The sequence below is a fragment of the Microbacterium rhizomatis genome, from assembly GCF_008710745.1.
GTDB classification, from domain to species: Bacteria; Actinomycetota; Actinomycetes; order Actinomycetales; family Microbacteriaceae; genus Microbacterium; species Microbacterium rhizomatis.
On the sequence record NZ_VYSA01000005.1, the window covers coordinates 198,570 to 220,169 of the forward strand.

The window sequence follows — 21,600 nt, forward strand, 5'->3', positions numbered from 1 at the left end:
CGTCGTCCCCGAGACGAAGCAGGGAAGGAGTCGGGATGCCGGACACCTGGCTCATCGTCGGCCTGGGCAACCCGGGGCCGCGCTACGAGCCGACGCGGCACAATGTCGGCCAGCAGGTGATCGACGAGATCGCCCGCCGCCGCGGCGAGACCTTCCGCGCACATAAGGCGAACGCGCGCGTGGCCGAGACCTGGCTCCGTCCCGGCGGTCCGAAGCTCGTCCTGGCGAAGCCGAACTCGTTCATGAACGTGTCGGGCGGCCCGGTATCCGGGTTGGCGAAGTTCTATGGCGTGGATGCCGACCACATCGTCATCGTGCACGACGAGCTCGACATCCCGTTCGACACGATCAAGCTGAAGATCGGGGGCGGCAACGGCGGCCACAACGGAGTGCGCGACGTCGCCAAAGCACTCGGCACCCCGGACTTCGCCCGCGTGCGGGTGGGAATCGGCCGGCCGGTGGGCCGGCAGGATCCGGCGGACTGGGTGCTCGACCCGTTCGGCGCGGGGGAGCGCGCGAACCTGCCGATCCTCGTGGGGGACGCGGCCGATGCCGTCGAACAGCTCGTCGGCGATGGCCTGGTCGCCGCGCAGCAGAAGCACCACGCCCCGCGGCCCTGAGTTGGTCGGCGTCTGATTCGTCGGAGGATCGAGCCGATGTCGGAGGATCGGAGGGAAATCCTCCGACCTTCGGCGAATCATCCGACCGACCAGATTCCTCCCCAGCAGGCGTCACCCGTCGGTTGTGCACAGGACCACGCTGCGCGGACGGCGTGAGCCTCATGGAGGGGGCATTCTCCAGGTGTGCAACTCGAAGACTGGATCGCCGGCCGCGGCGGCATCGTGCATCGCCAGGTCGTTCGGGAAGCGCGCTGGACCGATCGCGCCGTGCGTGCAGCGGTGCGGGCGGGCGCGGTCGAGCCGATCCGTCGCACGTGGCTGGCAGTAGGCAACGCGTCTGCGGATGCGGTGGCGGCCGCGCGGGCGGGTGGCAGGGTGGCGTGCGTCACGCTCGCGCAGGAACGCGGGTGGTGGATGCCGGACTCCGTCGACGCCGCCCGGCACATCAGCATCCTTCCCCACGCACGACCAGGCGAGATCGCGGAGGGCGACGTCGTGCACTGGACGAAGCCGGTGGCACCGGCATCCCCCCACAGCATCAGCGAATCGATCGAGGACGCGCTCGCGCACATCGCCGGCTGTCTGCCGCCCGAACCGGCCCGAGTGGTGTGGGAGTCGGCGATCTCGACCGAACGGCTGTCGCTTGATGCGCTGCGGCACGTCAGGTGGAGGACGAAGGCAGCGGCCCGGCTCGCCGAGGAATCCTCGGACCTTTCGGACTCCGGACTCGAGTCGATGTTCCTCATCAGGTTGAGCTCCTGGGGAGTGCCGATTCGTCAGCAGGCGCCTCTGGCCGGGCGTCGTGTGGACTTCTTGATCGGCCGAAGCCTCGTCGTGCAGGTCGACGGACATGTGTTCCACTCGACGGCGGCCGATCGCGGGCGAGATGTGCGTCACGATGCCGAGCTGCGGCTGCGTGGCTACACGGTGATGCGCTTCACCTATGCACAGATCGTTCACGATTGGGGCGGCGTTGAGCGCATGGTCGCGCGCGCGATCGCCGCCGGCCTGCATATGGCGAACGTGCGCGCAGTCCGATGATCCTCTCCGTCGGAGGATCGAGGCTATGTCGGAGGATCGGCGGGAAATCCTCCGACGTTCGGCGAATCATCCGACGCGGGCGCCGCGCGGTGCGGGACCGGGGCTCAGTTGCCGAGCGTCGCCCCGGCGCCGATGCCCGCCACCACGGCGATGTTCAGGGCGACGCCGAAGGCGACGGGCCCGAGGACGGCGATGATCACCGCAGCGATCGCCGCTCCGCGCCCGCGATTCTTCACGAGCGCGATGATGCCCTGCACGAGGGCCCAGACGCCCAGCACGGTGCCCACCCAGAACGCGATCTCGCCCGTGAGCACCCAGCCCCGGACAGGACTCAGCAGGCTCAGGTCGAAGTCGGCGGAGCTCGGCCGCATGGCCACCTCATGCCCGACACCTACGCCGATGCTGTAGCCGGCGATCGCGGCGAGCATCGGCGCGAGAACGAAAGCGACGATGGCGGCGATGAGGGCACCGACCCCGAGTGCCGAACCGCGCGGCCCCGGGGGAGTGGGCAGGGAGCCGGCTGCCGGCGCGGCGTAGGGGGCGGCAAAAGCCTGGGGTTCTGCGGGCGCCGGGTATCCATATGGCGCGGTCGGGTAGCCCTGTGGCGCGGTCGGGTAGCCCTGTGGCGCGGTCGGGTAGCCCTGTGGCGCGGTCGGGTAGCCCTGTGGTGCGGGGTAGCCCTGCGGCTCGCCCGGGCCAGCGGCGACCGGGTATGGCGCTCCCGGGGGGAGTGGCGCGGTCGGGTAGCCCTGTGGCGCGGTCGGGTAGCCCTGTGGTGCGGGGTAGCCCTGCGGCTGGGCCGGGCCGGGTGCGAGCGGCTCTGCCGCTCCGGGGGGCAACGGAGCCGGGGGGCCCGACGGCTGGTCGAATGCGGCCGCGGGCGGGGGACCGTAGGTCGGATGGCGCTGCTCTGGCTCGCTCACGCTCTCATCCTAGGGATGCGGGCGTTTCGCGCACCGCGGATCGCGGCGGGGTGTCGGCGGGCGCCCGTAGACTCTTCCGGTGACAGTTCCCGGGATCGTGCGCGCCCTCGAGCGGGCCGAGTCCTTTCAGGACGCCGTGTCCGCCGCCGCCGCGGACGCCGATTTCTCCCTCGTCGACGGGCTGGATGCGCCGCTTCTCGCTGCGCTGCTGGAGCGCCGGCGCGCCGCGGGTCGTGGTGGCGTCCTCCTGGTCATCGCTCCGACCGGCCGGCGCGCCGAAGCACTGGGCCCCGCGCTGTCCGCGGTCCTTCCGGGGGCGAAGGTCATGCAGTTCCCGGCGTGGGAGACCCTTCCGCACGAGCGGCTCAGCCCCAGCCCCGAGACCGTGGGGCAGCGACTTGCCGTTCTGCGCGCGATCGCCGCATCCGACGGGACTGTCCCGATGGTCGTCACGGCATCGGTGCGCGCCGCTCTCCAGCCGCTGGCCGCGGGCCTCATCGATCTGGCGCCGGTCTCGCTGACCGTCGGTGGCCGCGGGCACGACCTGGGCGCGGTCATCGAGCGGCTCGTGGAACTCGCCTACCACCGTGTCGACATGGTGTCGCGACGGGGTGAGTTCGCGGTGCGGGGCGGCATCCTCGACGTTTTCCCACCGATCGCCGACCACCCGTATCGCATCGAGTTCTTCGGCGACGAGGTCGAGCAGATCCGGCCGTTCTCCGTCGCGGATCAGCGCTCGCTTCCCGAAGAAGTCGCGAACGTCCTGCTCGACGCGAGCCGCGAGCTCCTCCTCACCGAGGCGGTGCGCGCACGCGCCGAACGGCTCAAAGGCGACTTCCCCGGCATCCGCGGCATGCTCGAGAAGATGGCGGAGGGCATCCCGGTCGAGGGCATGGAATCCCTCACCCCGGCCCTGGTCGACCGGGTGGTCACGCTCGTGGACTACCTGCCGGAGGGCACCGCCGTAGCCCTCATCGATCCGGAGCGCGCCGTCACGAGGGCCGTCACGCTGAGCGATACCAACCGCGAGTTCCTCGAGGCGGCATGGAGCGCGGCGACGTCCGGTGCGCAGACGCCGGTCGACCTCGGTGCGGGCGACTTCGTCACCCTCCCGGTGCTCCGCGAAGCCGCCGAGGCGCGCGGCGACGTGTGGTGGACCCTGAGCGGGTTCGATTCCGGTGCGGCGGATGCCGCGGCCGAAGGCCTCCTCGACGCAGACATCGACGTCGCGCTCCAAGCCTCTGCGGCGGTGCGTGTGCCAGGCATGGGCGTGCCGTCCTTCCAGGGCAACGTCGACGGCGCGACGGCCCACATCGGCACGCTCCTGGCCGAGGGGTGGAGCGTCATCGTCGCCGCCTCGGGGGTCGGTCTGGTCGAACGCGCGCAGGCAGTGCTGGCCGAGCGCGGTATCGCGGCGCGGGTCGTCGATTCGGTGCTGACACCGCCCGAGCCCGGGGTGGCCCACATCGTGGTCTCGACGCTCGAGCGCGGCTTCGAGGTCGCCGACGCGAAGCTCGCCGTCCTCACCGAGACCGAGTTCTACGGCCGCACGATCGGCGGCGACTCCCGCGTCATCAAGAAGCTCGCCTCCCGTCGTCGCAACGTAGTCGATCCGCTGCAGTTGAAGACCGGCGACTTCGTCGTGCACTCCACGCACGGCATCGGCAAGTTCGTCGAGCTCACCCAGCGCGAGGTCTCCAGCGGCGGCCGGAACGCGGTCAAGACGATCCGCGAGTACCTGGTACTCGAATACGCGCCGTCGAAGCGCGGGTACCCCGGCGACAAGCTGTTCGTGCCGACCGACCAGCTCGACCTGCTCTCACGCTATGTCGGAGGAGAGGCGCCGACCCTGTCGAAGATGGGTGGGAGCGACTGGGCGCAGGCCAAGGGGCGCGCCCGCAGGGCCGTGCGCGACATCGCGGTCGAGCTCGTGAAGCTCTACTCCGCGCGGATGGCCGCCAAGGGGCACGCGTTCGGGCCCGACACGCCCTGGCAGCGCGAGCTCGAAGAGGCGTTCCCGTTCGCCGAGACGCCCGACCAGCTGCAGACGATCGACGAGATCAAGGCCGACATGGAGAAGCCGATCCCGATGGACCGGCTGCTGTCGGGCGACGTCGGCTTCGGGAAGACCGAGGTCGCTGTGCGCGCCGCGTTCAAAGCCATCCAGGACGGCAAGCAGGTCGCGATGCTCGTACCCACCACCCTTCTGGTCAAGCAGCACGTCGAGACCTTCACCGAGCGGTTCGCCGGGTTCCCGGTGCAGGTCAGGTCGCTCTCGCGCTTCCAGACCGACAAGGAGGCGAAGGCGACGCTCGCCGGCCTCACCGACGGCACCGTCGACATGGTGATCGGAACGCACCGCATCCTCACCGAGAAGGTCATCTTCAAAGACCTCGGTCTTCTGATCATCGACGAGGAGCAGCGGTTCGGCGTCGAGCACAAAGACGCGCTGAAGAAGCTCAAGACCAATGTCGACATCCTCGCGATGAGTGCGACGCCCATCCCGCGCACCCTCGAGATGGCCGTCACGGGCATCCGCGAGATGTCGACGCTGCAGACCCCGCCCGAAGACCGGCATCCGATCCTCACGTATGTGGGCCCTCGCAACGACAAGCAGGTGGCCGCGGCGATCCGTCGTGAGCTGCTGCGCGAGGGGCAGGTGTTCTACGTGCACAATCGCGTCCAGTCGATCCAGCGCGTCGCGGCAGAGCTCGCCGAGCTCGTGCCCGAGGCGCGCATCGCCGTCGCGCACGGCCAGATGGGCGAGCATGCGCTCGAGAACGTCGTCGACGACTTCTGGGAGCGCCGCGCCGACGTGCTCGTGTCGACGACGATCATCGAGACGGGTCTCGACATCTCCAACGCGAACACGATCATCATCGACCGGGCCGACAAGTACGGGCTCTCGCAGCTGCACCAGCTGCGCGGACGCGTGGGCCGTGCCCGAGAGCGCGCGTACGCATACTTCCTCTACGACGAGGTCAAACCCCTCTCCGAGCTCGCCGCCGACCGCCTCGAGACGATCGCCGTCAACAACGACCTCGGCAGCGGCATGCAGGTGGCCCTGAAAGACCTCGAGATCCGTGGGGCCGGCAACATGCTGGGGGCCGAGCAGGCCGGCCACATCGCGGGCGTCGGCTTCGACCTGTACCTGCGGATGATCGGCGAGGCCGTCTCGGCCTTCCGCGGCGACGAGGTGGAGACCCAGACCGAGCTGCGCCTGGAGCTGCCGGTCGATGCGCGGATCCCCGAGGAGTACATCGACAGCGAGCGCCTGCGGCTCGAGGCTTACCAGAAACTCTCGGCCGCGGCATCCGCCACCGCGAAGGACGACGCGATCGACCTCGTGACCGACGAGCTGCGCGACCGCTACGGCGAGCCGCCGCGAGAGGTCGAGGGTCTGCTCGCCGTCGCGCGGCTGCGCCGCCGCGCCGCCGTCGCGGGGCTGGCCGACGTCGTCGCGATGGGTCCGAACCTCCGGATCGCACCCGCGCATCTTCCCGACTCGCTGCGCGTGCGCCTGCAGCGCCTGTATCCGAAGGCGAAGCTCCTCGCCGGCGGAGACGCGCTCGTCCTGCCGCTTCCGACGCAGGGAGGGGATGCTGTGGAGGACGCCGCGCTCATCGCCTGGGTGTCGCAGCTGCTCGACCAGCTGTTCCCGGCGCCGCCGCCGGCTCCCGTGGTCGCCGTACCCGAGGTCTGAGCCCTGTCGCAGCCCGGGCGCCGCCCGCGCTGCTCATGTCCGCCAGGTGGCGGGCACGGGGTGGGCGGGGGCGTTCTGGCGGACGTGCCCGGCGCATCCGAGGCCGCGCAGTACGCTGTGGGTGATCGAGGAGGATCCATGCGGTTCGAGCACCTCGGGGCGCAGCCCCGCATTCATCCCGGCGCGGTGATCGCTCCGACGGCCGTGATCAGCGGCGACGTCATGATCGGTGCCGACTGTCAGGTGCTGCACGGTGCGGTGATCACGGCCGAGGGCGGCGCGATCACGCTCGGCTCCAACGTCATCGTCATGGAGAATGCACTCATCCGTGCGACGACCGCCAACCCCGTGCACATCGGCGATCACACGCTCGTGGGTCCGATGGCGAGCGTGTCAGGTGCGACGATCGGCGACGAAGTCTTCCTCGCCACCGGCACGCGGGTGTTCAACGGCGCACGTATCGGCGACCGCTGCGAAGTCCGCATCAACGCCGTCGTGCACCTGCGGACCCATCTCGCGCCCGAGACCGTGGTCCCGATCGGCTGGGTGGCCGTCGGCGACCCCGTCCAGCTGCTTTCATCGGATCGGCACGACGAGATCTGGGCCGCGCAGAAAGAGCTCGATTTTCCCGGCTACGTCTTCGGCCTCGACCGCGAGACGCCCGACCTCATGGTGCAGCTCACCGAGCGCTACGGGCGCAGCCTCGCGCGGCACGCCGACGACCGAGCGCTCGACTGACCCTTCGAGCAAGACCGGCCGCCCCAGCTCACCCGGTGTTCTGCAGGCCCGCGGCGACGCCGCTCACCGACAGGAGCAGCAGCCGCTGCTGCTCCGGATCGCCCGCGCCGGACTCGTCTCGCAGCGCACGCAGAGCCCGCAGCTGGAGCAGCGACAGCGCGTCGACGTAGGGGCTGCGCATCTTGACGGCGCGCTGCAGCACCGGCTTGTTGTCGAGTACCTCTCCGCCGCCGGTCACGCGGATGACCCAGGATCGGGTCAGCTCCATCTCATTCATCACGAGGTCGGCGAGGTCATCGCGATCGCCGAGGTCGAGGTACCGTCGCGCGATCCGCGCGTCGGCCTTCGCCAGGCTCATCGCGACGTTGTCGATCATCGTCCGGAACAGGGGCCAGTCCGAGTAGGCGCGGGTGAGGCGCTCCGGGTCGCCGACAGCATCCAGTGCCGTCCCGAGCCCGAACCAGCCCGCGAGATTGATACGGGCCTGCGTCCACGCGAACACCCAGGGGATGGCGCGGAGGTCTTCGAGCGACTCGACCGAGAGGCCGCGTCGCGCGGGGCGCGACCCGAGCGCGAGCAGGCCCACCTCTTCCATCGGGGTGACGCGGGCGAACCAGGAGGCGAAGCCGGGCGCTTTGACGAGCGAGAAGAAGCGTTCGCGGGATGCCGTGTCCATCGCCGCGGCGACGTCGGCGTACCGCTCCGCGGCGTCGCTGTTGCGCTCTTCGATCGATGGGGCTGACGCCAGCAGCACCGCCGCGGCGACCTGGTCGATGTGACGCATCGCGATGGCGGGATCGCCGTATCGGGCGAAGATCACCTCGCCCTGCTCGGTGAGCTTGAAGCGCCCGTCCACGGAGTGCGGAGGCTGGGCGAGGATCGCCGAATTGGCGGGTCCACCGCCGCGCCCGAGCGCACCGCCGCGACCATGGAAGAGGGTGAGCTCGATCTTGTTCTGGTCCGCCCAGGCGGCGATCGCGGCCTGCGCCTCATACAGGGCGAGGTTCGCGGCAACAGGCCCCACGTCCTTCGACGAGTCCGAGTACCCGAGCATGACTTCGAGGCGCCGGCCGGTGGCATCCAGGCGCGCGGCGAACTCGGGGTGCTCGACGATCTCGGCGAGGATCCGCGGTCCGGCCTGCAGGTCGGCGAAGGTCTCGAACAGCGGGATGACATCCAGCACCGGCGGGACGCCGTCGGGGCCGGCGGCGTAGCGGGCGAGCCTGTGGACGTTCGCGAGGTCGTCGGCCGATTGCGTGAAGGAGACGATGTAGCGACCCGCTGCGCGCGGGCCGAAGCGCTTCTGGATGAAGCCCACGGCGCGGAAGACGTCGAGCACCTCTTCAGCGAGCTCGCTGCGTTCCCCTCCGCCATTGCGGTCGAGCTCTTCCAGTTCGGCCAGCACCTTCGCGTGCACGGCGGAATGCTGACGGACCTCCAGCTCGGTGAGGTGGAACCCATACGTCTCGACCTGCCAGATGAGCTGCTGCAGATGCCCGTAGGCCTGACGAGCGGCCCCGGCTCGCACCAGCGAGTCCTGAACGATGCGCAGATCGGCCAGAAGGTCTTCGGGGTCGGCATACCCGAGGTCGGCGTTTCGGGCGAGTGTGGCCGCGATCTTGCGCGCGAGCAGAAGGAGGATGCGCCGGTGGGGTTCGTCCGGCGACCTCTTGGCGATCTCGGTGGCGGCGTCTTCGTCTGCCGCCCTGAGGCGCTGCCATAGCGCCGTCAGCGCCTCGCTCGGGGGAGTGGTCGACGCATCCAGCGTCAGCCCGCGACCGACCCGATTGGCGGTTCGCTCGAGCCCCAGCAGCACGTGCTCGCTCGCGATCGCGGCCGCCTTGCGGGTGACGGATGCCGTGACGAACGGGTTGCCGTCGCGATCCCCGCCGACCCATGATCCGACCCGCACGAACGGCTGCACGATCGGGGCGCGGCCGCCCGCAGCCGGTCCCTGGAGCGCATCGTCCACGCGGCGGTACACGTGCGGCACCGCGGTGTAGAGGGTGTCGTCGAAGACCGCCATCACGGCGCGCACCTCGTCGGTCGGCGAGGGCTTCTCGCTGCGGAGGGGTGCCGTCCGCCAGAGGGTGTCGATCTCTTCGATCATCCGCCGCTGCGCACGGCGCTCGTCTGCACCTGAGCGCAGCGACGCGTCGTGCTCCTCCAACAGCACGGAGAGCCGTCGGATGCTGGCCGAGACGGCCTTGCGGCGCGCTTCGGTCGGGTGCGCGGTGAAGACGGGATGAAAGCGCAGAGCCCGCAGGTTCTTCAGCGCCGTGTCATCGCCCACCTCGGCGGCGAGGCGCACGAACGCCGCCGCGACCGAGTCGCCCGCCGACTCGCGGTCGGGCCGGCCGTCGCGCTCCCGCAGGACCCGGACGCGCTGATGCTCCTCCGCGAGATTGACGAGGTGGAAGTAGCACGTGAATGCGCGTGCGACCTCGTCCGCCCGATGGATCGAGAGCGAGTCGGCGATGTGCGCGGCTCGCTCGAACGCTTCGGGAGTCTCGTCCGTGTAGGCCTGGATCGTCGCGGTGCGCAGCCGCTCGACGTCGTCGAACAGGCCGGGAGAGCCGCTCTCCCGCAGCACACGACCGAGCAGCGAGCCCAGCATCCGTACATCGGCGCGCATCTGCTCCGGAATCTCCTGGCCGGCTTCGAACCTTCCGACGAGGTCGATCGCTTCGGTCTGGGTGAGTTCGCGCATGGTTCAACGGTATCGCCGCGGTGTTTCACGGAAGTGACGTGTTACCCGCCGCGATGGCGCCCGTCGCTAGGATCGAATCCGGTGCTGCGCAACCTCGTGCGCGCCTGGTGTGCCGGGAAGTCTGGTCGGCGGCGCGATCCGAAGCGATCGCCTCAGACGCGACGGAGGACACATGACATTGCTGCGCTCGGCCCGATTTCCCGCTCTTCTGCTGCTTATCGCGGCCATCGCGGGCATCGTCGTGGCGAACACGCCGATCGGTGCCGACGTCATCGGCTTCATGCAGTTGCATGTCGGGGTCGCGGGCACGGCAGTCGACCTCTCGCTCGCGCATTGGGTCTCTGACGGCCTGCTCGCGGTCTTCTTCTTCTCGGTGTCGATCGAGTTGCAGTTCGAACTCACCCGCGGCGAGCTGCGCAGCTTTCGCAAAGCCGTACAGCCGGCCATCGCGGCCGCGGGGGGAGTGATCGTTCCGATCGCGATCTATCTCGCGATCACGGCAGGCAGCGGTCTGGAGTCGGGATGGCCGATCCCCACCGCCACCGACATCGCCTTCGCGCTCGGCGTGCTCGCGGTCTTCGGCCGCGGGCTGCCGCCTGCGGTGCGCGTCTTCCTTCTCGCCCTCGCCATCCTCGACGACATCGTCGGCATCATCTTCATCGCGGTCCTCTTCGCGACCGATGTGAACTTCGGCCTCCTCGCGATGGCGGTCATCGCCGTCATCGCGTTCGCGATCCTGAGCAGGATGCTCGACACCCGCGCTCGCGCGATCATCATCCCCCTGCTCGTGGTGCTCGCCGGCGCGACCTGGGTGCTGGTCCTGGCGTCGGGCGTGCACGCGACGATCGCCGGTGTGGCACTGGGACTGGCCATGGCCCAGTCGCCGGCGCTCCGGGTGCGGCATGCGATCGAGCCCTGGATCAACGGGGTGATCCTGCCCGTCTTCGCGTTCTCCGCGGCCCTCGTGCCGATCCCCTCCGTGGGGGAGTCGGGGCTGTCGCCGGCGTTCTGGGGCATCCTCATCGCGCTTCCGGTGGGCAAGCTCATCGGCATCGCGGGCGCCGGCTGGATCGGCCAGCGTGTCATCGCCGGTGCGGCGAACACCAGGATCGCGCTCGGTGATCTGCTGGCCGCGGGCGCCCTCGGCGGTATCGGTTTCACGGTGTCGCTGCTGCTGTCCGAGCTGGCTTTCGCGGGCGACCGGCTCGTGCGGGATGAGGCGGTCCTCGGCGTGATCGGCGGTTCGGTCGCCTCCGTCGTGCTCGCGGGAGTCCTCGTCTCGTGGCGCGCGCGTCACCACCGCGCTCTGGAGAATCGGGCACCCGCCGTGACGACGTCGGGCGCCGCACAGGAGGGAAGGGCATGACCGACATCGATCCGCTGCGCGCGGACATCGATCCGCTGCGCGGCGCCGCCCGAGCGATGCAGCAGGTGCGCGATCGATGCGTGTGGACGCAGCAGATCGATCATCGTGCGCTCGTGCCCTACCTCGTCGAGGAGAGCGCCGAACTGATCGACGCGGTCGAGACCGGCGACCGTGCCGAGCTCCGCGAAGAGCTCGGCGACCTGCTCTGGCAGGTGCTCTTCCACGCCGAGATCGCGTCGCGCGACGAGTCGGATCCGTTCGACATCGACGACGTCGCCCGCGGGCTGACGGAGAAGATGGTGCGCCGGCATCCCCACGTCTTCGGCGATGCCGTCGCCACCACGCCCGAACAGGTGCTCGTGCTGTGGAACGCCGCGAAGGCGGCCGAGAAGCACGACCGCACGAGCGTGCTCGACGGGGTGTCGGAGCACATGCCGTCGCTCGCGCTCGCGCAGAAGATGCTCGGCAAGGCGGCCCAGGTGGGGGTTGCCGCATCCGCGAAGCCGCAGGATCCTGCGTCAGAGGCCGAGCTGGGCGATGCCCTGCTGGCGCTCGTCGCCACGGCTCGCACGCACGGGTGGGACGCCGAGCGCGCCCTGCGCGAGCGCGTGCGCGGCCTCGAGGGTGAGATCCGCAGCGCAGAGACACCCTGAGTCCGCCGCACGGCTGCAGGAGAACGCTCGGAGGCAGGACGTTTCGGCGGCGAATCGGCCTGCGCTGATGAGTCTTCCTGTACTCGTGCGACCCGGACCGTCGGCACACACACCGGTTCCGCGCCGGCCGGAGCGAACTGAGAGGATGGACAGGTGGCATCCGTGAACCCGCCGCGCGGCATGCGCGACTTCCTCCCCGCCGAGAAGGCCCGCCGCGAGCGGGTGCTGAGCATCATCCGCGATCGCTATCGTGCGCACGGCTTCGACGAGATCGAGACGCCCGTCATGGAGGACTACGACCGCCTTCACGCCGGCATCGGCGGCGACAACGAGAAGCTCGCCTACAACGTGCTGCGGCGCGGCCTCGACGCAGACGCCGTGCGCGAAGCGGCCGCTGACCCCGCAGCGCTCGCAGACCTCGGGCTGAGGTACGACCTCACCGTGCCGCTCGCGAGGTTCTACGCGAGTCACCGCGCCGAGCTGCCCGGCGTGTTCCGCTCCGTCCAGGCCGCGCCCGTCTGGCGGGCCGAGCGCCCCCAGAAGGGCCGCTACCGCCAGTTCGTGCAGTGCGACATCGACATCATCGGGGACGCCTCGACCCGCGCAGAGGCTGAGCTCATCGTCGCCACGCTCGACGCCGTGGGCGCCCTCGGGCTCGAGAATGCGACCGTGCGGATCAACGACCGGCGCGCCCTCGATGCGATGCTCGACGCGTTCGGCTTCGCCGCGGCCGAACGGCCCGGTGTGCTCATCACGATCGACAAGCTCGACAAGATCGGCCCGGCCGGAATCGTCGGCGAGCTGCGCGAACGCGGGGTTCAGACGGCTGCGGTGGACGCGTTCGAGGCGTTCATGAATCGCCCTCAGGCGCTCGAGCACCTCCCGTTCGGCGAGCGCCAGATCCGCAATGCCCTCCCCGACGGCGTGCCCGACGACGTCATCGCCGACCTCGTCGCGATCGGTGAGGCGGTCGCCGCGACGCAGCCCGCCGCGGTTCCCGACGGGCCGCCCCTGGTGTTCGACCCGTTCCTCGTGCGGGGGATGGGGTACTACACGGGCACGATCTTCGAGCTGGCCCACCCGTCGGTGCCGTATTCACTCGGCGGCGGCGGCCGGTACGACGGCATGATCGGGCGGTTCCTCGGCACGGACGTTCCGGCCGTCGGCTTCTCGATCGGGTTCGAACGCCTCGTCGACCTGCTCGAGACGAGCGAGGCGGATGCTGCGGCATCCGTCGTCCTCATCCACGACGCCGACGTCGCTCTCGGCGACCTGCTGGCGCTGAAGAGCCAGCTCGTGTCGGAGGGTATCCGGGTGAGGTTGGAGCGGCGCCCCAAGAACCTGAAGGCGCTCCTCGAGCGGGCGATGTCCGACGGGTTCACCTCGTTCGCGGCCGTCAGAACCGACACGACGCGCGCTGAGCTCGAGGTCAAGCCGCTCGCGTGAAGTGAGGTCAAGCCGCTCGCGTGAAGTGAAGGCGTGCGGCGCGCACGACGATCCCGACCAGGACGACGGCCACGCCCGCCACGGCGCTCTGCCACGGCAGCGAGAACGCGAGGACGAGGCATCCGATCGCTCCGGCCACCTGGAGGACGCGCGGGTAGCGGCGCACCTCACCTCCCTGGCGGAACGCCGCGAGGTTCGCGACGAGGTAGTAGAGCAGGACGCCGAACGACGAGAAGCCGATCACGCCGCGGAGATCGACCAGGGCGACGGCCGCGATGACGATGATGCCCGTCGCCAGCTCGGCACGGTGCGGGACGTGCGAGCGCGGATGCACCGCCGAGAGGAAGCGGGGCAGATCGCCCTCGCGCGCCATCGCCAGGCTCGTGCGTCCGATGCCGGCGATGAGGGCGAGAAGAGCGCCGAGGGATGCGGCCGCCGCTGAGATCCTGACGATCGGCAGCGCCCATGTCCATCCGGCTGCGTCGACGACGTCGGCGAGCGGTGCGGCCGAGGTCGCCGTCGCCGCACCGAGCGTGGTGAGCACGACGGCCCCCACGACCGTGTAGATCACCACGGCGCAGACGAACGCGAGCACGATCGCGCGGGGAATGGTGCGGCGCGGATCCTTCACCTCCTCACCCATGGTCGCGATGCGCGCGTAGCCCGCGAACGCGAAGAAGAGCAGCCCGGCCGATTGCAGGACGCCGTAGGGAGAGCCCATGGCCAGCCCGGCAGGGTGGGCAGAGCCTGCGATCGAGATGCCGCCCGCCACGACCAGGGCCAGGCCGACGAGGGCGACGACGACGATCACGCGGGTGAGCTGTGCCGTGCGGGTCACGCCCAGCAGGTTGACGCCCACCAGTGCGGCAACGGCCAGGATCCCGACCGGGCGCTCCCACCCGGGCGGGGCGGCATAGGCCGCGAAGATCAGGGCCATGGCCGCGCAGCTGGCGAGCTTGCCGATGATGAAGCACCAGCCGGCGACAAAGCCCCACCACTCGCCGAGCTCGGCACGCCCGTACGCGTACGTGCCCCCCGACGTCGGGTGGGCCGCGGCCAGCTGGCCCGACGCGGTGGCATTGCAGTACGCGACGAGCGCGGCGATCGCGAGCCCGAGCAGGAGCCACCCACCGGCCGCTTGAGTCGCCGGCCCCCACACCGCGAAGACCCCCGCGCCGACCATCGACCCCAGGCCGATGAAGACGGCGTCGCCGAGGCCGAGGCGGCGCTGCAGGGCGGGGGAGGTCACGACGGGCACCATACCGCCGGAAGATGAACGCATCCGTCACCGGTTCGTCGTGCGATGTTCACCCCGGAGCGATGCAATCGAGCCATGTCCCGCTCGAGCGTCGCCGTCCGCTTCACCGTGGGCGGTGCAGCAGCGGCTGCCGCCGTCGGGATCGCTGCGCTGGCCGCGGGATCGATCCTGCGGCGCCAGGCCGCGATAGCCCGACGGCGCATCGGCAAACCGCTGGGCGAGCAGGCGCCGTTTGCCGACAGGGTGTGGAGCCGCACGCACGAGGGCGAGCCCATCGAGCTGCTCATGGTCGGTGACTCGATCGCGGCGGGCCTCGGGGCCGATCGTCGCAAAGACACGTTGGGTGGCCGTCTCGCGAAGGGCCTCGCAAAGCGCACGCATCGGCCGGTGCGTCTGCGCACGGCGGCCGTCGTCGGGTCGGAGACCTCGATGCTCGGCGCGCAGCTCGATGCCCTTCCCGCCGACTACCGCCCCGATGTCGCCGTGATCGTGGTGGGCGGCAACGACATCACGCACCGGATCCCGGTATCGACCTCGATCGCACACCTCGAACGCGCGATCGGCCGTCTGCAGAAGCGCAGCGCGGCCGTCGTGGTGGGGACGTGCCCCGATCTGGGCGCACTGCGCCCTGTGCCCCAGCCGCTGCGATCGCTCGGCGCCCGCCTCTCGCGGCAGCTCGCCGCGGCGCAGGCCGAGGCGGCCCTGCGCGCCGGCGCTCACCCGGTCGACCTCCGCCGTGCCGTCGGTGCCGTGTTCATCTCCCATCCCGACGAGATGTTCAGCCTCGACCGCTTCCACCCGAGTGCCCTGGGTTACCGGCGGACGGCGGAAGCACTGCTCCCCGCCGTCGCTGCGGCGATCGAGCGGCGACCTCGCTGAGCGGTGCCGCGCGACGAGGCGGGACGCATTGACGCGGAGCGGGCCGGCCGGTTTGCTGGGGATATGACCGACCCTCATCCTGACGCCTGGCGTCGCGTCGACGCATACCTCACCGACACCCTGGTCGGCCACGACGATGCCCTCGACGCGGCCGTGCACGCGCAGAACGCCGCCGGGCTCCCGGCGATCGAGGTCTCGCCGGTGTCGGGCAAGCTCCTGAATCTCCTTGCACGCATCTCGGGGGCTCGCAGGGTGCTGGAGATCGGGACGCTCGGCGCCTACTCGACGATCTGGCTGGCGCGCGGCATCCCCGACGACGGGCACGTCGTGACGATCGAGGCCGAGCCGGCGATCGCCGCGATCGCCCGGCAGAACGTCGACAACGCCGGGGTCGGAGCGAAGGTCGAGATCCGGATCGGCCGCGGAGAGCATGTGCTCCCCACCCTGGAACAGCCGATCCGCGATGGAGCGATCGCGCCGTTCGATCTGGTGTTCATCGATGCCGACAAGGAATCGAACACCGTCTACCTCGACTGGGCGGCGCGCCTGGGCCGGCCGGGCACCGTCGTCGTCGTCGACAACATCGGTCGAGGGGGAGAGGTCGCCAACCCCGCGACGACCGCGTCCCACGTCATCGGCACCCAGCGCGGGCTCGAGATGCTCGCACGCGATCCGCGGTTCGATGCGACGGCCCTCCAGACCCTCGACCTCAAAGGCTGGGACGGCGTCGCGATCGCGATCGTCACGGATGCTGCCGCCACCGCGGGCGGTCGTTGAACGCTGTCGCGGCCGCAGCATCCGCCCGCCCTGTGACGAGGCATCCGCGTCGATAGACTGACGGCGGACCGACGACGCTCCCGATCCACCCTCCACCACACAAGGAGTCCCCTGTGGCACTTATCGAGGCTGTCAACGCGCGCGAGATCTTGGATTCGCGTGGAAACCCGACCGTCGAAGTGGAGGTGCTCCTGGACGATGGAATCGTGCAGCGGGCCGCCGTCCCCTCCGGCGCATCCACCGGTGCCTTCGAGGCCTACGAGCTGCGCGACGGCGACAAGACCCGCTACGGCGGAAAGGGCGTCCTGAAGGCCGTCGACGCCGTCGTCGACGAGCTCGGCCCCGCCCTCGAGGGCGTCGAGGCGAGCGAGCAGCGCATCGTGGACGAGATCCTCATCGAGGTCGACGGCACCGAGAACAAGAAGCGCGTCGGCGCGAACGCCATCCTGGGGGTGAGCCTCGCTGTCGCGAAGGCCGCTGCCGACAGCGCCGATCTTCCCCTCTTCCGCTACCTCGGCGGCCCGAACGCGCACGTGCTGCCCGTGCCGCTCTTCAACGTCATCAACGGCGGATCGCACGCCGACAACGGCATCGACTTCCAGGAGTACTTCCTGGCGCCGATCGGCGCCGAGACCTTCTCGGAGTCGCTCCGCTGGGGCACCGAGGTCTACCACGTCCTGAAGGGCGAGCTGAAGAGCGCGGGCTTCGCGACGGGCCTGGGCGACGAGGGCGGGTTCGCGCCGGACCTGCCCAGCAACCGTGAGGGTCTCGACTTCCTGATGAAGGCCATCGAGAAGGCGGGCTTCACCCCCGGTTCGGAGATCGCCGTGGGGCTCGACGTCGCGGCCACCGAGTTCTTCGACAACGGCGTGTACACCGTCGAGGGCAAGTCGTGGTCAGCCGATCAGCTGACCGACTACTTCGCCGACCTCGTCGCCAACTACCCGATCGTCACGATCGAGGATGCGCTGGCGGAGGACGACTGGGACGCATGGAAAGCGCTCACCGACGCCCTCGGCACGAAGGTGCAGCTCGTCGGGGACGACCTGTTCGTGACCAACCCCACCCGCCTGCAGCGCGGCATCGACCTCGGCGTCGCCAACGCCCTGCTCGTCAAGGTCAACCAGATCGGCACCCTGTCCGAGACCCTCGACGCGATCTCGCTCGCCACCCAGAACGGCTACCGGTCGATGCTCTCGCACCGTTCGGGCGAGACCGAAGACACCACGATCGCCGATCTGGCGGTCGCGGTGAACGCGGGTCAGATCAAGACCGGTGCGCCTGCCCGCAGCGAGCGCGTCGCGAAATACAATCAGCTTCTGCGCATCGAGGAGGAGCTCGGCGACGCTGCGGTCTTCGCAGGTCGCGGGGCGTTCCCGAGGTTCAAGGCTTAGCAGGACGACGAAGAGGGGGAGCCGTGGCGAGGAAGACGGCTCCCCCTCAGCGTGCGCAGCGCGCACCATCCCCGTCACCTTCTCGGCGACCTCCCCGTCGTCCCGTCGACGTGCGAGGCTGGCTCGGCGGCATCCGCCTGTCGGGCTTCATGGCGATCATGATGGGCCTGGTGGTCCTCGCCGCCTTCGTCCTGGTCCCGACGATCGGCACCTACCTCGACCAGCGCCAGCAGATCACGGCGCTGACGCAGGCGGTCGAGGTCAGCCAGGCAGATATCGCCGCGCTGCAATTGCAGCGCGACCGCTGGAAGGATCCGGCGTACATCACGACCCAGGCACGGGAGCGCCTCTATTACGTGAAGCCGGGCGAAGTCGTCTACCTGGTCGACAATGACCTCGCCGCGTCGCAGGTCCCTCAGGACGCCGCTCCCGTCAGCAGCACGGTCGAACAGACTCGGACCGACTGGATGGCCCAGCTCGTGCGCTCGGTCACCGAGGCTGGAGTGGCTCAGACGGTGAAGGCGCCGACCATCGGCATCCTCGATCCCTCGCCCGCCCCGTCGGGGTGACCGCCGATCTGCGAGCGCGTCGTTCGTGTCGCGCGTCCAGATGGGGTCCAGCCGTCGCCGGTAGCCTGGCGGAGTGACCACTCCGCCGTTCGCGCCCGTGACTGACGCCGACCTCGCCGTGCTGCGTGCACAGCTCGGGCGGCCCGCGCGGGGGGTGGTCGGCGTGGCGTCGCGATGCGTGTGCGGAAATCCGACGGTCGTGGCGACGGTTCCTCGCCTGCCCGACGGGACGCCGTTTCCGACCTTCTACTACCTGACGCATCCTGCGGCGACCTCGGCGATGTCGGTGCTCGAAGCCGACCACATCATGAAGGAGCTGTCGGACCAGCTCGCGGAGGACCCTGAGATCGCCGAGGCGTACGCCCGTGCCCACGAGTCGTATCTTCGCGACCGTGCCCTGTTCGGCGAGGTCGCCGAGATCGAGGGCATCTCGGCGGGAGGCATGCCCACGAGGGTGAAATGCCTTCATGCGCTCGCCGCACACTCACTCGCCGCGGGTCCGGGTGTCAACCCGATCGGCGACCTGGCGCTCGCCCGCTCCACCTGGTCTGCGTCGCGCTGCGTCTGCGTCGAACCCGGGGTGGCGGGATGACGAGGGACCCCGCTCGAGCGGGCGCTGCGCTCGTCGCCATCGGAGTCGTTGCGGCGCTCCTGACCGGTGCGACCGCGGCGCCACCGACCGGTGGGGCGGCGGCCCCGGCATCCACGACCGCCGTCCGCACGACGGATGATCCGGTCCGCGAGGCCGAGTACTGGCTCGACGCCTACGGCGTCCGCAGCGCGTGGGCGACCAGCAAAGGCGCCGGTGTGCGGATCGCGATCATCGACACCGGAATCGGGAGGGGCCCTGTCGAGTTCGACGGCGCCGTCGTCGGCGGGACCGACGTCTCGGGCACCGGTTCTGCGGACGGACGGACCCCCGTGGGTGCGGTCGACGCGAATCACGGCAGCTGGGTCGCCTCGCTCGCGGCCGGGCGCGGCACGGGGCCGGATGCGGGGATGATCGGTGTCGCCCCCGAGGCCGAACTGCTGTCGATCTCGGTCGGGTTCGGGACGGCGGCGAAGGTGCCGTTCACGTCGCAGATCGCCGACGCGATGCGCTGGGCGGTGGATCACGGGGCGAAAGTGATCAATCTCTCGCTCACCACGAACACGCCCGACTGGGATCCGAGCTGGGACAGCGCGTTCCTGTACGCCTACGATCACGATGTCGTCGTCATCGCCGCGGCGGGAAACCGCGGGAGCGGCACCAACCGCGTCGGTGCCCCGGCGACGATCCCGGGTGTGCTGACCGTCGCGGGCGTGGATCGTCAGGGCAAGGCGAGCGTCGAGGCGTCCACGCAGGGCATCACGATCGGCGTCTCCGCGCCCAGCGAAAGCCTCATCGGCGTATCTGCCGACGGCAAGCTGGTGCAGTGGAACGGCACCAGCGGCGCCGCCCCGATCGTTGCGGGGATCGCCGCACTGGTGCGGTCCGCGCATCCCGAGATGGACGCCAACAGCGTCATCAACCAGATCATCCGCACGGCCAAGCCCGCCACAGGCGCGACGGCGGTACCCGACCCGCTCTACGGGTACGGACTCGTGGATGCTGCGACCGCCGTGAACGCGAGCATCCCGGCCGTGGCGACCAATCCGATGGGCAGCCTGCGCGACTGGATCCGGCTCTACCGCCGGGCGGAGGTGCAGCCCGCACCCGAACCGACCGTCGGGCCGGTGACGGTCGCGCCGCTCCCGAACGCCGATTCGGTGACGCGCCCGGGCTCGGCTCTCACGCCCTCGACCGAGACGTTGCTGTACGGGTCGCTGCCGCTCTTCGGGGTGACCCTCACCGCTATACTGGTGGCGCTCGGCGTCACTGCTGCTGTCCGACGCGTCAGATCGGCCCGCGCTCCCCGCGGGCCGAGCCCATGACCCGCAAGGAGATCTCCCCATCGTGACAAGCAACGTCCCAAGCTCCGTCACCTCCGCACCCCGGATCCTGATCGTGGGTGGCGGTTACGCGGGTTTCTACACCGCATGGAAGCTCGAGAAGCTCCTCCGCAAGGGTGAGGCCGAGGTCACGATCGTCGACCCGCTTCCCTACATGACCTACCAGCCGTTCCTTCCCGAGGTCGCGGCCGGCTCCATCGAGGCGCGGCACTCCGTCGTCGCTCTTCGCCGTCACCTGAAGAAGACGACGGTCGTCGCGGCGAAGGTCACCGGCATCCGTCACGCAGACAAGACCGCCACCATCACACCGATCGCGGGCGAGCCGTACGAGCTCCAGTACGACCAGATCGTCGTCACCGCGGGCGCTGTGTCGCGTACCTTCCCGATCCCGGGCATCGCTGACAACGCGATCGGCCTCAAGACGATCGAAGAGGCCGTTGCCATCCGCGACCGCCTCATGTCGAACTTCGACAAGGCCTCGACCCTCCCTCCGGGTCCTGACCGCGATCGCCTCCTCACCGTCGTCGTCGTCGGCGGCGGATTCGCCGGCATCGAGGTGTTCGCCGAGCTGCGTTCCCTCGCGTCGTCGCTGGTCAAGAGCTACCCGCAGATCACGTTCGACGACACCCACTTCCACCTCGTCGAGGCCATGGGCCGGATCATGCCCGAGGTGTCGCTGAAGACGAGCGAGTGGGTGCTGAAGGATCTCGCCAAGCGTGGCGCCTTCGTGCACCTCGACACGCAGCTCACCGGTGCGGTGGACGGCAACGTCGAGCTGTCGACCGGCGAGGTCATCCCGACCGATCTCATCATCTGGACGGCTGGCGTCATGGCCAACCCGACGGTCGTACGTGGTGGTGACCTTCCTGTCGAAGAGCGCGGCCGCATCCGCACGCGCGCCGACCTGCGCGTCGGCACTGCCGAAGAGTTCGTCGAGGGCGCATGGGCTGCCGGCGACGTCTCGGCGGTGCCCGACCTGTCAGGTGGCGGAGTCGGCGGCTACTGCGTCCCGAATGCGCAGCATGCGGTGCGCCAGGCGAAGCTCCTCGCGAAGAACCTCATCGCGGTGCTCCGTGGCGAGGTACCCCGCGACTACTTCCACAAGAACATGGGCGCGGTCGCGGGTCTCGGTCTCTACAACGGTGTCTTCCAGTCCGGCAACCTCGCGCTCAAGGGACTGATCGCCTGGTTCGCGCACCGCGGCTACCACGGTCTGGCGATGCCCTCGTGGGAGCGCAAGTGGCGCGTCATCTGGGGCTGGTGGAACAACTTCTGGCTCGGTCGCGACCTGGTGAACCTCGAGGCGGTCCAGAACCCGCGCTACGTCTTCGAGGAGTTCGCCGCTCGGCCCCGGCCGGCACAACCGGTCGAGGCCGCCGCGCCGAAGGCCGATGCGCCGGCGCCTTCGGCCGCACCTGCGCCCGCGAAGGTCGCCGCGGGCTGAGCCTCGGTCGCGGCTAGTCTGAGGGCGGAGCCCCCGGCGCGCCCGGCGGAGCTCGCCCCCGTAGCCCAACCGGCAGAGGCAGGCGACTTAAAATCGCCCGAGTGTGGGTTCGAATCCCACCGGGGGTACTGCCCCTGCATGATCACG

Annotated in this window: 17 protein-coding genes and 1 tRNA gene; 15 read left to right on the plus strand and 3 right to left on the minus strand. The window is 70.0% G+C overall.

The features are described 5' to 3' along the window. The first annotated feature begins 35 nt into the window (after nucleotides 1–35). Nucleotides 36–620, plus strand: a complete 585-nt coding sequence (gene pth, locus F6B43_RS18000) for an aminoacyl-tRNA hydrolase (protein ID WP_150450384.1) — start codon at nucleotides 36–38, stop codon at nucleotides 618–620. Nucleotides 621–803: 183 nt separating this feature from the next. Next, nucleotides 804–1,661 carry an endonuclease domain-containing protein gene (locus F6B43_RS18005; protein ID WP_150450385.1) on the plus strand — a complete coding sequence of 286 codons (858 nt, stop codon included), beginning with the start codon at nucleotides 804–806 and terminating at the stop codon, nucleotides 1,659–1,661. Between the two features lie 104 nt (nucleotides 1,662–1,765). On the opposite strand, the gene F6B43_RS18010 is transcribed toward F6B43_RS18005, so the two are convergent. Next, on the minus strand, nucleotides 1,766–2,584 hold the full coding sequence (locus F6B43_RS18010; protein ID WP_150450386.1) for a hypothetical protein: 819 nt from the start codon (nucleotides 2,582–2,584) through the stop codon (nucleotides 1,766–1,768). 79 nt (nucleotides 2,585–2,663) lie between these two features. Between F6B43_RS18010 and mfd the strand changes: the two genes are divergently transcribed. Beyond that, entirely contained in the window at nucleotides 2,664–6,287 is a 3,624-nt protein-coding gene (gene mfd, locus F6B43_RS18015) for a transcription-repair coupling factor (protein WP_170285736.1), read from the plus strand. A 138-nt stretch (nucleotides 6,288–6,425) separates the two neighbouring features. Then, nucleotides 6,426–7,025: a gamma carbonic anhydrase family protein gene (locus tag F6B43_RS18020; protein WP_150450387.1), complete on the plus strand. Its 600-nt coding sequence runs from the start codon at nucleotides 6,426–6,428 to the stop codon at nucleotides 7,023–7,025. Between the two features lie 28 nt (nucleotides 7,026–7,053). Here the strand turns inward: F6B43_RS18020 and F6B43_RS18025 are convergent, their stop codons facing one another. Next, the gene (locus tag F6B43_RS18025) at nucleotides 7,054–9,735 is read right to left on the minus strand and encodes a phosphoenolpyruvate carboxylase (protein ID WP_150450388.1); all 2,682 of its coding nucleotides are present in this window, start codon (nucleotides 9,733–9,735) and stop codon (nucleotides 7,054–7,056) included. A 172-nt stretch (nucleotides 9,736–9,907) separates the two neighbouring features. On the opposite strand from F6B43_RS18025, the gene F6B43_RS18030 reads away from it, so the two are divergent. From F6B43_RS18030 to hisS, 3 genes are all read left to right on the plus strand, one after another. Continuing rightward, entirely contained in the window at nucleotides 9,908–11,101 is a 1,194-nt protein-coding gene (locus F6B43_RS18030) for a Na+/H+ antiporter NhaA (RefSeq protein ID WP_150450389.1), read from the plus strand. Next, complete coding sequence (locus F6B43_RS18035; RefSeq protein ID WP_150450390.1) at nucleotides 11,098–11,754, plus strand: nucleoside triphosphate pyrophosphohydrolase; 657 nt, start codon at nucleotides 11,098–11,100, stop codon at nucleotides 11,752–11,754. Before F6B43_RS18030 ends, F6B43_RS18035 begins: the two co-directional genes overlap by 4 nt. A gap of 180 nt (nucleotides 11,755–11,934) precedes the next feature. After that, entirely contained in the window at nucleotides 11,935–13,200 is a 1,266-nt protein-coding gene (gene hisS / locus F6B43_RS18040) for a histidine--tRNA ligase (RefSeq protein ID WP_246160048.1), read from the plus strand. 7 nt (nucleotides 13,201–13,207) lie between these two features. Here hisS and F6B43_RS18045 read toward each other — a convergent pair whose 3' ends face one another. Further along, nucleotides 13,208–14,461, minus strand: coding sequence for an APC family permease (locus F6B43_RS18045; RefSeq protein WP_211368203.1), 1,254 nt, complete (start codon nucleotides 14,459–14,461; stop codon nucleotides 13,208–13,210). A 72-nt stretch (nucleotides 14,462–14,533) separates the two neighbouring features. Here F6B43_RS18045 and F6B43_RS18050 point away from each other — a divergent pair, with 72 nt between their 5' ends. From F6B43_RS18050 to F6B43_RS18085, 8 genes are all read left to right on the plus strand, one after another. Then, nucleotides 14,534–15,337, plus strand: coding sequence for an SGNH/GDSL hydrolase family protein (locus F6B43_RS18050; RefSeq protein ID WP_150450393.1), 804 nt, complete (start codon nucleotides 14,534–14,536; stop codon nucleotides 15,335–15,337). A 63-nt stretch (nucleotides 15,338–15,400) separates the two neighbouring features. Continuing rightward, entirely contained in the window at nucleotides 15,401–16,114 is a 714-nt protein-coding gene (locus tag F6B43_RS18055) for an O-methyltransferase (protein ID WP_150450394.1), read from the plus strand. A gap of 113 nt (nucleotides 16,115–16,227) precedes the next feature. Next, nucleotides 16,228–17,508 (plus strand): phosphopyruvate hydratase, encoded by a 1,281-nt coding sequence (gene eno, locus F6B43_RS18060; RefSeq protein ID WP_150450395.1) that lies wholly within the window; start codon nucleotides 16,228–16,230, stop codon nucleotides 17,506–17,508. 110 nt (nucleotides 17,509–17,618) lie between these two features. Further along, a complete protein-coding gene (locus F6B43_RS18065) occupies nucleotides 17,619–18,077 on the plus strand; it encodes an FtsB family cell division protein (protein WP_246160044.1) in 459 nt (152 codons plus the stop codon). A 73-nt stretch (nucleotides 18,078–18,150) separates the two neighbouring features. Beyond that, the gene (locus F6B43_RS18070) at nucleotides 18,151–18,669 is read left to right on the plus strand and encodes a DUF501 domain-containing protein (protein ID WP_150450396.1); all 519 of its coding nucleotides are present in this window, start codon (nucleotides 18,151–18,153) and stop codon (nucleotides 18,667–18,669) included. Continuing rightward, the gene (locus F6B43_RS18075) at nucleotides 18,666–19,991 is read left to right on the plus strand and encodes a S8 family serine peptidase (protein WP_150450397.1); all 1,326 of its coding nucleotides are present in this window, start codon (nucleotides 18,666–18,668) and stop codon (nucleotides 19,989–19,991) included. Before F6B43_RS18070 ends, F6B43_RS18075 begins: the two co-directional genes overlap by 4 nt. Nucleotides 19,992–20,013: 22 nt before the next feature. Next, a complete protein-coding gene (locus tag F6B43_RS18080) occupies nucleotides 20,014–21,453 on the plus strand; it encodes an NAD(P)/FAD-dependent oxidoreductase (RefSeq protein WP_150450398.1) in 1,440 nt (479 codons plus the stop codon). 54 nt (nucleotides 21,454–21,507) lie between these two features. Then, nucleotides 21,508–21,581 (plus strand) — tRNA-Leu (locus F6B43_RS18085). Nucleotides 21,582–21,600 lie beyond the last annotated feature (19 nt).

Coding starts and splice junctions, on each gene's coding strand:
- pth (WP_150450384.1), top strand. CDS start 36: ATGCCGGACACCTGGCTCATCGTCGGCCTGGGCAACCCGGGGCCGCGC.
- F6B43_RS18020 (WP_150450387.1), top strand. CDS start 6,426: ATGCGGTTCGAGCACCTCGGGGCGCAGCCCCGCATTCATCCCGGCGCG.
- F6B43_RS18025 (WP_150450388.1), bottom strand. CDS start 9,735: ATGCGCGAACTCACCCAGACCGAAGCGATCGACCTCGTCGGAAGGTTC.
- F6B43_RS18030 (WP_150450389.1), top strand. CDS start 9,908: ATGACATTGCTGCGCTCGGCCCGATTTCCCGCTCTTCTGCTGCTTATC.
- F6B43_RS18035 (WP_150450390.1), top strand. CDS start 11,098: ATGACCGACATCGATCCGCTGCGCGCGGACATCGATCCGCTGCGCGGC.
- hisS (WP_246160048.1), top strand. CDS start 11,935: ATGCGCGACTTCCTCCCCGCCGAGAAGGCCCGCCGCGAGCGGGTGCTG.
- F6B43_RS18045 (WP_211368203.1), bottom strand. CDS start 14,461: ATGGTGCCCGTCGTGACCTCCCCCGCCCTGCAGCGCCGCCTCGGCCTC.
- F6B43_RS18050 (WP_150450393.1), top strand. CDS start 14,534: ATGTCCCGCTCGAGCGTCGCCGTCCGCTTCACCGTGGGCGGTGCAGCA.
- F6B43_RS18055 (WP_150450394.1), top strand. CDS start 15,401: ATGACCGACCCTCATCCTGACGCCTGGCGTCGCGTCGACGCATACCTC.
- F6B43_RS18075 (WP_150450397.1), top strand. CDS start 18,666: ATGACGAGGGACCCCGCTCGAGCGGGCGCTGCGCTCGTCGCCATCGGA.